Source organism: Nocardia cerradoensis NBRC 101014, from assembly GCF_000308535.1.
GTDB classification, from domain to species: domain Bacteria; phylum Actinomycetota; class Actinomycetes; order Mycobacteriales; family Mycobacteriaceae; genus Nocardia; species Nocardia cerradoensis.
In genome coordinates this window covers 25,914-36,625 of sequence record NZ_BAFW01000250.1, presented here as the reverse complement: position 1 = coordinate 36,625, position 10,712 = coordinate 25,914, and the positions used below count along the sequence as shown (strand labels likewise).

General features: G+C 68.6%; 10 protein-coding genes. 5 read left to right on the top strand and 5 right to left on the bottom strand.

Going from position 1 to position 10,712, the window contains the following annotated elements; genetic code table 11:
- Positions 1 to 81 precede the first annotated feature (81 nt).
- Complete coding sequence (locus tag ON23_RS26525; RefSeq protein WP_143859909.1) at positions 82 to 531, top strand: VOC family protein; 450 nt, start codon at positions 82 to 84, stop codon at positions 529 to 531.
- A gap of 30 nt (positions 532 to 561) precedes the next feature.
- Here the strand turns inward: ON23_RS26525 and ON23_RS26520 are convergent, their stop codons facing one another.
- Entirely contained in the window at positions 562 to 909 is a 348-nt protein-coding gene (locus ON23_RS26520) for a DoxX family protein (protein WP_039781526.1), read from the bottom strand.
- 130 nt (positions 910 to 1,039) lie between these two features.
- Between ON23_RS26520 and ON23_RS26515 the strand changes: the two genes are divergently transcribed.
- Together ON23_RS26515 and ON23_RS26510 are read left to right on the top strand one after the other, a co-directional pair.
- A complete protein-coding gene (locus tag ON23_RS26515) occupies positions 1,040 to 2,038 on the top strand; it encodes a sigma factor (RefSeq protein WP_039781525.1) in 999 nt (332 codons plus the stop codon).
- Between the two features lie 257 nt (positions 2,039 to 2,295).
- The gene (locus ON23_RS26510; protein ID WP_157170294.1) at positions 2,296 to 2,817 is read left to right on the top strand and encodes a hypothetical protein; all 522 of its coding nucleotides are present in this window, start codon (positions 2,296 to 2,298) and stop codon (positions 2,815 to 2,817) included.
- A 97-nt stretch (positions 2,818 to 2,914) separates the two neighbouring features.
- Here ON23_RS26510 and ON23_RS26505 read toward each other — a convergent pair whose 3' ends face one another.
- The gene (locus ON23_RS26505) at positions 2,915 to 4,252 is read right to left on the bottom strand and encodes an acetyl-CoA C-acetyltransferase (protein ID WP_039781524.1); all 1,338 of its coding nucleotides are present in this window, start codon (positions 4,250 to 4,252) and stop codon (positions 2,915 to 2,917) included.
- A gap of 302 nt (positions 4,253 to 4,554) precedes the next feature.
- On the opposite strand from ON23_RS26505, the gene ON23_RS26500 reads away from it, so the two are divergent.
- Complete coding sequence (locus ON23_RS26500; protein ID WP_039781523.1) at positions 4,555 to 5,916, top strand: 3-oxoacyl-ACP reductase; 1,362 nt, start codon at positions 4,555 to 4,557, stop codon at positions 5,914 to 5,916.
- Between the two features lies 1 nt (position 5,917).
- Complete coding sequence (locus ON23_RS26495) at positions 5,918 to 6,787, top strand: MaoC family dehydratase (RefSeq protein WP_039781522.1); 870 nt, start codon at positions 5,918 to 5,920, stop codon at positions 6,785 to 6,787.
- A gap of 133 nt (positions 6,788 to 6,920) precedes the next feature.
- On the opposite strand, the gene ON23_RS36155 is transcribed toward ON23_RS26495, so the two are convergent.
- From ON23_RS36155 to ON23_RS26480, 3 genes are all read right to left on the bottom strand, one after another.
- Positions 6,921 to 8,486: a DUF5685 family protein gene (locus ON23_RS36155; RefSeq protein WP_051043413.1), complete on the bottom strand. Its 1,566-nt coding sequence runs from the start codon at positions 8,484 to 8,486 to the stop codon at positions 6,921 to 6,923.
- 68 nt (positions 8,487 to 8,554) lie between these two features.
- Positions 8,555 to 9,154: a TetR/AcrR family transcriptional regulator gene (locus tag ON23_RS26485; RefSeq protein WP_030514254.1), complete on the bottom strand. Its 600-nt coding sequence runs from the start codon at positions 9,152 to 9,154 to the stop codon at positions 8,555 to 8,557.
- A gap of 91 nt (positions 9,155 to 9,245) precedes the next feature.
- On the bottom strand, positions 9,246 to 10,424 hold the full coding sequence (locus ON23_RS26480; protein WP_039781521.1) for a glycoside hydrolase family 3 N-terminal domain-containing protein: 1,179 nt from the start codon (positions 10,422 to 10,424) through the stop codon (positions 9,246 to 9,248).
- Positions 10,425 to 10,712: the final 288 nt, after the last annotated feature.

Genomic DNA, 10,712 nt, shown 5'->3' with positions numbered 1-10,712 from the left:
TGATTTCCGGTATTCACTGGAACAACCGACGAACGGAGCCGGGGTACGGCGCCGGGAGATGGACAGTGAGTGAGGTGCATCGTGCGATTGAAAGAGATTGCTACGCCACAGGATTGGGCGGACACCTATCGTGAGCTGTTCGGATTACCCTATGTGCGCGTCACATCGCCGGGATATGTGGTGTTACCGCTGGGCGACTCGGTCGCCGCGGTGAATACCCCGGAACCGCTCGGTGCGCTGGTACTCGGTGAATTGACCGTGCGCGGGATTCCGGGGCCGGTGCTGGTACGCGAACATCCGCCGCGTCGAACGTTCATCGCGGTATTCGACGGTTATCCGGATGGGGATCGGACTCTGCGATTGCAGCGCCACGGCGTCGATATCGGATCCCATCGCAGCAATGTCATTCTGCCCACCGGATTCGGGCGGCACACCCATGAGGGCCGGTGGTGGGCGCGCGCACCTCAGCGCGACGAATCGCTGCCGCTGCTGTCGGAGGTCGTGGCAGCGGTGGAGCGCATCGCCGCGTGAGCCGGGCACGCCGCGGATCCCGGGTCCGCGTCAGGCGAGCGCGCTCAGGCAGGCCGCCGCCGAGGCCAGGACCAGGCACGGCATCGGATACGGCAGATGCGCGTACCAGCGCGCCCGCACGATGGTGATCACCGCGCCGACGAAATACAGCACCAGGCCGACGGCCGCGGCCAGGCCGATCGCCGGGAACACCAGCCCGGCCAGCAGCCCCAGTGCGCCCGCTGCCTTGATCGCCGCCAACGGCATCAGCGCCCAGTCCGGTACCCCGTAGCTGCGCATATTGCCGCGCACCCACTCCGGGTTGACGATGTCGACGACCGTCGCCCCGAAGATCACCACGGCGGCGACGATCGTGACGGTCACATATGCGGTGTGCATGACACCCTCCTGCTCGTTCGGCGCCCTGATCTGCGATCGTGAAGAGGTGGGTGCGAGCCCACGGCGCGGGCGAACAGGGCGAATCCGTCCCACATCCGGTTCGACGTGCGGGGGCCGAGAAAGGTGACCGGTGCGCGATCGGGACGAGCTGGCGCGGCGCTTCGAAGAACACCGCGAACTGCTGCGCGCTATCGCCTACCGCATGCTGGGCTCACTGAACGAGGCCGAGGACGCGGTGCAGGAAGCCTGGTTGCGTCTCGACCGGGCCACGGGTACCGCCGCAACGGAGCACGGTGAGCGAGGTGCGGCGGAAGGGGACGCGGCGGGCAAGGGGGCGGTGGACGACGCTGCGGTGGACGGGCTCGCGATCGACAATCTCGCGGCGTGGCTCACCACCGTCGTCTCGCGAATCTGCTTGGACCAGTTGCGTTCCCGAGCCGCGCGGCGAGAGGAGCTCGTCGAGCCCGCGACCGGATCCGTCGCGCTCGACTCCACCGGTGCGGGCCCTCGGCCTGTCGTCTTCACCGAGCCGGAAGCCGAAGCGGTACTGGCGGATTCGGTCGGCCGCGCACTGCTGGTGGTGTTGCGCACGCTGAGCCCGGACGAGCGTGTCGCCTTCGTACTGCACGACATGTTCGCCGTCCCGTTCGACGATATCGCCCCGATCGTGGGCCGGACCGCGGCGACGACGAAGAAGCTGGCCAGCCGCGCCCGCCACCGCGTGCGCGGCGACACCGCGACGCCCACGGCCGAACTCGCCCGGCATCGCGAGGTGGTCACCGCATTCCTGTCGGCGGCGCGGGCCGGCGACCTCGGCGCCCTGCTCGCGGTCCTCGCACCCGATGTCGTACGCACCGCGGACCCGGCGATGCTGCCGCCCGGCATCGCGTCCGTCGTGCGCGGTGCGGCGGCGGTGGCCGAGGAAACGGTGCTGCTGCGCAGTCGTTCCCGGGTCGCGGGCCTCGCCCTGGTCGACGGTCGGCTGGGCCTGGTCGTGGCACCGCACGGGGAACTGGCGGCGGTCCTTCTGCTCACCGTGCGCGAGGACCGGGTGGCCGCCTACGACGTCGTCGCCGATCCGGCCCGATTGGACGCCCTGACGATCGCGGTCCCGCCGCCTGCGCGATAACTGTCGGCGCGACACGGATTCGACCGGCTCGCCGCCGCCCGGAATTCGCCGCGATCGGCAACTGGCTTTCGAATTACCGGCCGGTAGCCGAATTCGATGTCGCCGAACGCTTTTCGTCGACACGAATCATGTGAACCGGGCTTGCTTCACAGACTGCTTTCGGATAGAACTTATCCGTTGCAATTCGCAACGTGAAACGCCCTGCACGCCACAGAAGTTCAGTCTGGCGCGGGGTCGGGAGGACAGGAAAAACAATCATGCGTCGCACAATCGGCATTTTCGGGCGTAAGGCTCTCGTCGCGGCATTGCCGCTGGCGGTTGCGGTGACCTTCGCGGGGGCGGGGGCGGCCACCGCCGAAACCCCGGCTGCCGCCGCCCAGCCGGCGCCCGTCGCCCAGCTGGTCACGGCTCCGCAAGCGGCCCCGATCGCCCGCTTCGCCGCGGCGCCGGTGGCGCAGTCGGCCGCCGCTGCGTCGGATGAGGCAGCTGCCACTGCGCCGGATGAGGCTGCCGCGGTGGAGATCGCGCAGCCGGTGGCGGTTGCCGGCGCGGAGGACATCGCCACCAATCCGAATGCGGCCAATCATGATCCGCTCGCCAATGGCGCGGCCGCGGGTGCCGCCGTCGGTGCCGTATTCGGGGCCGTCGTCTGCGCCGCCACCATTGTGGGAATTCCGCTCATTCCGCTGTGCGCTCTCGGTCCCGCATTCCAGGGCGCCCTCGTCGGTTTGCTGGTGGGCGTCCTCGCGCCGGACGTCGTGCCGCAGATTCTGCCCTGATCCGGAGGTTCCGAAAGATCTTCGGACATACGACGACGCCGGCCCGTTCGATACGGGCCGGCGTCGTTTCGTCATACGCGCCGAGCGGCGTCGCGGATCAGCGCTCCAGGATGGCGACCACACCCTGGCCGCCCGCGGCGCAGATGGAGATCAGCGCGCGTCCGGAACCCTTCTCCGCCAACTGCTTCGCGGTCTGGGCGATGATGCGTCCACCGGTCGCGGCGAACGGGTGTCCGGCCGCCAGCGAGGAGCCGTTGACATTGAGCTTGGTGCGGTCGATCGCCCCGAGGGCGCCGTCCAGGCCCAGCCGCTCCTTGCAGTACTGGTCGGATTCCCACGCCTGCAGGGTGGCCAGCACGACCGAGGCGAACGCCTCGTGGATCTCGTAGTAGTCGAAATCCTGCAGGGTGAGGCCGTTACGGGCGAGCAGGCGCGGCACCGCGTAGGTCGGCGCCATCAGCAGGCCGTCCGGACCCCAGACGTAGTCGACCGCGGCCACTTCGCTGTCGACCAGGTAGGCCAGCGGCTTCAGGTTGCGCTCGGCGGCCCACTCCTCGCTGCCCAGCAGCACCGCGGAGGCGCCGTCGGTGAGTGGGGTGGAGTTGCCGGCGGTCATGGTGGCGTCGCCGAGCTTGTTGCCGAAGACCGGCTTCAGGGTGGCCAGCTTCTCCAGCGAGGAGTTCGGGCGCAGGTTGTCGTCGCGGGTCAGGCCCAGGAACGGGGTGACCAGATCGTCGAAGAAGCCGCGGTCGTAGGCGGCGGCCATGTTCTTGTGCGAGAGGTAGGCCAGTTCGTCCTGCGCCTCGCGGGCGATGCCGAACTCCTTGGCGGTGATCGCCGCGTGGTCACCCATCGACAGGCCGGTGCGGGGCTCGGCGTTGCGCGGGATCTCGATGCCGACCATGCTCGGGCGCAGCCGGCCGACGAGCTTGACGTAATCCTTGTTGTTGCGCGCCCGGTTGGCGTCGAGCATCCATTCGCGCATGGATTCGCTCACACCGATCGGCGCGTCGGAGGTGGTGTCGGTGCCGCCGCCGATACCGGCCTCGATCCGGCCCAGCGCGATGGCGTCGCCGACGGTGACGATCGACTGCAGGCCGGTGCCGCAGGCCAGCTGCAGATCGTGCGCGGGGGTGTAGGGCGACAGTTCGCTGCCCAGCACGCTCTCCCGGACCATGCCGTGCTCGCCGACCCGCTTGAGCACCGCGCCGCCGACGACCATGCCGAGCCGCTCGCCCTGCAAGCCGAATCGGCTGACCAGGCCGTTCAGCGCGGAGGTGAACATGTCCTGGTTCGAGGCATGGGCGTACCGGCCGTCGGAGCGAGCGAACGGGATGCGGTTACCGCCGAGGACGGCGACGGGCTTGGCCTGCTTGGCCTTGTCGGCCCGGCTGCTCGATGGTGCGGTCTTCGCCGAACGGGCTTTGGTAGTCACTCGAGTCTCCTTTGGGGACGGTCGGCCGGCGGAGCTTGCGGAGCCGGCCGGGGTGGATAGGCGCTGTCTCGTCGGGTTTCTTGGGTCCGGAGCCGGGAATGCCGCGTGTTGGGGACGAAGTCGGTCGCCGGCCGACTGTACTGATGGCGGTTCCGTCGGTTTACATTAAACTTACTCTGGAGTAAGTTAAATGTCGACACCGTACCCCGGAGATGTGGGCTACAACGCGCGGGGTAATGGGGAAAACGGATACGGCAGACGTCCAAATCGTCCACATACGACACAAGGAGAAGGTAGGAACAGTGGCAGCCAGCAAGAGCAAGGGCGCTCCCAACCTTTACGGTTCGTTCGTCAATTCCGCCCCCGGCGCCTTCCTGGCCGGCAAATTGGGCCTGCCGCAGCCGGAGAAGCTGCGCCGCTACACCCCGGGCGAGCCGGCGCTGCCCGGCCCGGTCCTGCTCGGCGGTAAGGGCCGCGTCGCCGACGCCGCGCGCACCCTGCTGTCGGACTACACCTTCGTCGACGCCCCCACCCAGGGCGTGAAGGTCGGCGCGCTGGTCTTCGACGCCACCGGCATCGGCACCGTCGAGGAACTGTCGCAGCTGTTCGAGTTCTTCCAGCCGGCCATGCGCTCGATCGCCCCCTCCGGCCGCGTGCTGGTCGTCGGTACCACGCCGGAACTCGCGGGCAGTGTCGACGCGCAGATCGCGCAGCGCGCGCTGGAGGGCTTCTCCCGCAGCGTGGGGAAGGAACTGCTGCGCGGCGCCACCGCCAACCTGGTCTACCTGCACCCGGAGGCCGCCGCGGCCGCCACCGGTCTGGAGTCGACCCTGCGCTTCATCCTCTCGGCCAAGTCGGCGTTCGTCGACGGCCAGGTCTTCCGGGTCGGCAAGGACGACAACGCCGCCGCCGGCATCGACTGGACCAAGCCGCTCGACGGCAAGGTCGCCGTGGTGACCGGTGCCGCCCGCGGTATCGGCGCGACCATCGCCGAGGTGTTCGCCCGCGACGGCGCCACCGTGATCGTCGCCGACATCCCGGCCGCCGGCGAGGCACTGTCGCAGACCGCCAACAAGGTCGGCGGCACCGCGCTCGCGGTCGACGTCACCGCCGCCGACGCCGCGGACAAGATCGCCGAATTCGCCACCGAACGCTTCGGCGGCGTCGACATCATCGTCCACAACGCCGGCATCACCCGCGACAAGCTGCTCGCGAACATGGACGCCGCGCGCTGGGACGCCGTGCTCAACGTCAATCTCGCCGCGCCGCACCGCATTACCGAGGGCCTGGTGGCCAAGGGTGCGCTGAAGGAGGGCGGCCGGGTGATCGACGTGTCCTCGATCGCCGGTATCGCCGGCAACCGCGGCCAGACCAACTACGGCGCCTCCAAGGCCGGTGTCATCGGCATGGTGAACGCCGAGGCGCCCAAGCTGGCCGAGAAGGGCATCACCATCAACGCCGTCGCCCCCGGTTTCATCGAGACCGCGATGACCGCCGCCATTCCGGTCGGCACCCGCGAGGCGGGCCGGCTGCTCAGCTCGCTGCTGCAGGGCGGCCAGACCGTGGACGTCGCCGAGACCATCGCCTACTTCGCCAGCCCGGCCTCGAACGCGGTGAACGGCAACATCGTTCGCGTCTGCGGCCAGGCCATGATCGGAGCCTGACGTGGCAACCCGGACCATCTCGCTGAACGAGCCGCCCAAGACCGGCAGCCTGTATCTCAAGGCCGCCCTGGGTGCCGTTCCGCTGCCACTGGTGTCGGCGCGCAAGTCCGAGATCCCGGACCGCGCGGTCGAGTGGAACGGCGTCCGCGTCGATCCCGACCACCTCGCGGCGTACTGCCACGCGACCGGGCTGCGCTTCGGCGACTCCCTGCCGCTGACCTACCCGTTCGTGCTCACCTTTCCCGTGGTGATGCAGCTGGTGGTGGCGAGGGACTTCCCGTTCGTCGCGGTCGGCGCGGTGCACGCGGAGAACCTGATCGAGCGCACCCGCGAGATCTCGGTCAGCGAACCGCTCGACATCCGCGCCCACGTGGAGAATCTGCGGGAGCATCCCAAGGGGCTGCTGGTCGACGCGATCAGCGAGATCAGCGTGGGGCGTGAGCTGGTGTGGCGGCAGGTCACCACCTTCCTGCACCAGCAGCGCACCTCGCTGTCCGGCGGCCCGAAGGCGGCGCCGAAGCCGGACGAGGTGCCTCCGCCGCCGCTGCGCACGCTGAAGGTCGACCAGGCGATGATCCATCGCTACGCGGCCGCCTCCGGTGATCGCAATCCGATCCACATGTCGGCGCTCGGGGCGAAGGCCTTCGGCTTCCCGCGCTCGATCGCCCACGGCATGTGGTCGGCGGCCGCGATCCTCGGCGTCATCGAGGGCCGGGTGCCCGCGAAGACGTCCTACGCGGTGAAATTCGGTAAGCCGATCCTGCTGCCGTCCACGGTCAACGTCTACGCCGACCAGACCGCCGAGGGCTGGGATCTGTCGCTGAAACATCCGAAGAAGGGCTACCCTCATCTGACCGCGACGCTGCACTGATCAGCGAACGGCACACGAACAGCCGCCCACCTTCTCGGCGGCCACATATCGGATCGCATGGGGGATTCGATATGTGGCGAAGGCGAAAAGGTGGGCGGCTGTCGTCGATCCGGGCCGGCGATCGGCGGCCCGGTCAGCAACTGCAGTCGCAGCCGCAGCAATCGCAGTCGCAGTCGCCGCAACCGTTGCAGCAGCTGCAGCAGTCGCCACAGCCCTCGCAGTCGCCGCAGTCGCAGCAATCGCAATCGCAGTCGCACCGCTGCAGCCAGGCATCCCGGTGTTCCCCGCTGCACGGCCGCCGATGCCCGGCACAGCAGGCGTATCCGGTGCAGTACACCCCGCAGATGATCCCGACTCCCTGCCAGAAAGTGGGTCGTCGCGGCGGCTCGTCCGAGGGCGGATACGGATCGCTCGGCGGTCGATCACCGAACGGCGGCGGGATGTCGTAGGGCTGCACCGGGCTCGCGGGGTACGGCCCCTGGTCGGGATAGGCCGCCGGATTCACTTGCGGCCCAGCGGGATTCGGCTGATACGGTCCGGGTGCCGACGGATACGGACCGGGCTGAAAGGGGTGCTGCGCCGTGATCGCCTTCCCGATGCGGGCCTCGGTGGACGGTCCGGCGGTAGCCGGCGCGACTGCCCGCGGCCGGATGTGCACGGCTGCCACCGGGTAGCCCAGCAACTGTGCCGTCGCACTGGTATCGGTGTCATGGGAAAGGGCTGCGCCACCGCCCTTTCCGCAGCCGCAGGCGGATGTCACGCCGCCACATGCTGCGGCCGCGGTTCGGCCCAGCTTCCGGACGACGCCGCGCAGCGGATCCAGCAACAGCCAGCGGACGGCGGGAACGTGCGCGAGCTTCGCTTGATGCAGTGCACGGCGTATTTCGGCGTCGGACTCCCGCAGCAGACCGTGTGCCTGCTCGGCGCTCGCCCCGGTGGCGAGCAGCGGATTGAAGCGATTCCGGCGGCGGTCGTCGTCGAGATCCTCGATGGCGTCGGCCACGTGCGCGATGCGCCCGAAATGCCAACCGACCTCTCGCAGGGCGGTGACGTTCTCCGGGCGGCCGGCCAGCACGGCACTGTGGGCGAAAAGTTCAGCGGCACATGTCTGTGCCGGCTCGGTGAGTGTGGCGAGCAATTCCAGCGGCGTGAAATCGGCTGTCCGCGAACGGGTTCGCACCGACTGCTCGAGTTCCGTCTGACGGCCGATCGCGGCGATGAGCGGTTCGATGTCCAGGTCGATGTCGGCGGCGTTCGCGCGGGCCGAGGCGAACCAGCGATCGGCCACCTTCCGCATGGGCCGCCGGGCGAGCGGACCGGTGTCGCCGTCGTCGGCGTGGTCGCGAATCTTGGCCGCTCCCAGCAACAGTGACGCGGTCGTCGCCAGCCGCACCCCGGGGGAGCCGGCCGCGGCGACCGAGGCGCGTTGCATGCCACGCAGCGCACACGGCCCGGCCGCGGTCCGCGCGGCGGCACCGGCCTGTGCTTCGGTGAGCACATTCAGCACGATCGCGTCGGTATTGGTCGCGGTGCGGGCCAACTGGCCGTGCCCGTCGCGCAGGCCCAGGCACAGTCCGCACATATGCGTGCGCCAATCTGCCGCATCCAGGCCGTATTTCGCCGCGCTGTGCGCGCACGGCGTGAGAAGTCCGAACAATTCCGCCCCGTAGAACCCCGGCCGCATCGGCAATCCGGCCATCTGTGCAATCCGCACTCTGGCAGGTGCCGACAGCGGCGCGCAAGTCGGACGGCGCGTTTCGCCGGTGTCTACTCGGCCTTCTTCTTACCGGCCAGACCGCGCCAGGCCAGATTGTCCAGCAGGTCGACCGCGCTGGCGACATCGACCTCACCGCTGGCGATCCGGTCGGCGATCGCCTCGCCCGCGCCGATCACCGCCACCGCGACGATGTCGAAATCCGTTCCGGGCTCGGCGTATTTGGCGCTCGACTCGAGCAGTTTCGCGGTCAGTTCGATGATGCGCTCGCGACTGTTCGCGATCTCGGAGGCGAACGGCTGCTGCCCCAGGGCCTGCCGGTACAGCACCGACCACGACAGCCGGTTGTTGTCGACATAGGACAGGAACGCCTCGAGCCCGGCTCGCAGCTGCTCGTGCGGGGTCAGCTTGGGATTGCCGGCCACCGCGACGGCCTCGATGAAGCGTGCGCTCTCGCGCTGAATGCAGGCCCGGAACAGTTCGTCCTTGGAGCCGTAGTACAAATACAGCATAGGCTTGGAGATCTTGGCCTCGGCCGCGATGGCATCCATCGACGTGTCGTGATATCCCTTTCGGGAGAAGACTTCGACGGCGGCGTCCAGCATCTGCTGCTCACGAACCGCCCTGGGAAGCCGCTTCGTTCCGCCTGCCATCCACCACTCCTAGCCCATATCGAAACCCCTATCTTACTCCAAGGTAAGTTTCCGAGGGCAACGAATTGCCACCGATTCGCTGAGGCCGGGCTCAGCAGGGGAGCTGGATGCCTTTGTACTTGGCCACCCGCAGGACCGAATCGTCGACCTGCTTCATGGGCAGTTTTCCGTCGCGAACTTCCTGCTCGAGCCGGTCCAGCACCGAGCTGACGGCGTCGGTGCTGATCCACAGCGCGTCGTCGGCGCCGGCCTCCAGGGCGGCGGCGACCGCGTCCGCGATGCCCATCCGCGCCGTGATGGCCGCCATGCCGCTCAGGTCGTCGGTGAAGATCGGGCCGTCGTAGGGCGCGGCGTTGTAGCCGGTGCCCTGGCGCAGCAGTGCCATCGCCTCCGGGCTGATGCTCGCCGGAACGTTGGGTGAGGTCAGACCGGGAACGTCGAGATGACCGACCATCACCGCGGCGCCGGAATCGATCAGGTTCCGGAACGGCACCAGATCCACCTGCTGCATCTGATCCAGCGGGGGCGTGCGCACCGCGCCGGTGTGGGAATCGCCCGATCCGTGTCCGTGGCCGGGGAAGTGCTTCATCACCGCGCCGACACCCGCATCGTGCATGGCCCGGATGTAGGCGCCGGCGTATTCGGTGACGACCTGCGGATCCTGGGAGTAGGAACGGTCGCCGATCACCGCGTCGTCGGGCTCCTCGCTGACATCCACGTCGGGCGCGAAGTCGACGGTGAGGCCCAGCTTCTTCATGGCCTGACCGCGGGTCAAGGATTGCTGGTAGTACTCGTCGGCGGTCATGGTCTGCGCGGCGACCCGGGCCGAGGGTGCCTGCCCGATCAGATTCTGCAACCGCGAGACCCGGCCGCCCTCTTCGTCGATGGTCACCATGAGTGGTGTGCGCGCGGCGGCCTTCACCTGGTCGAGGCCCTGACCGGACAGCATGGACTGGTCGGTCCAGCTGCCGACGAAGATGCCTCCCACCTGTTCCCCGCGCACCACCTGTTCGGCGTCGGCGGCGTTCTTGACGCCGACGGTGAGCAGCTGCGCCAGCTTCTGCCGGGTGGTGAACTGCGCGAGATAGCCTGCGGCACAGTCCTGCTGGTTACCGGTCGTGGTGGTCGCGGCGGTGCCGCCGGCCGCATTCGTCGTGCCCGGTGCGGCGCTGGGGCCGGTCGTGGTGATGGAGCTGGAGCCGCCACCGCCGGAGCACCCCGCGAGGGCGACCGCGGCTACTGCGAGAACGATCCCGGCAACGTTGCGCATGGACCGACCGTAGCCGTTCCAGGCGCCGGAACCTACCCGTGGTCGTCATCCGCACCCCTGCCCCGGGAACCGCACCCGAGGCGTGCGCCGCGGAGCCTCGCTCCGACCGCCGCGTACACCCTTTCGGGGGCCCGATAGACCACTGCCGCGGTAATACCTCAGTTATCGAATTGTGATATCAATCATTCCGTTGGTCATTGCCTGCGACCACTGTCGGAACCGTAGCGGGGCGAATAAAAGGTCAATAACCAGCTATTTCCAGACGGCAGTAGAAACGGAATGCCGACA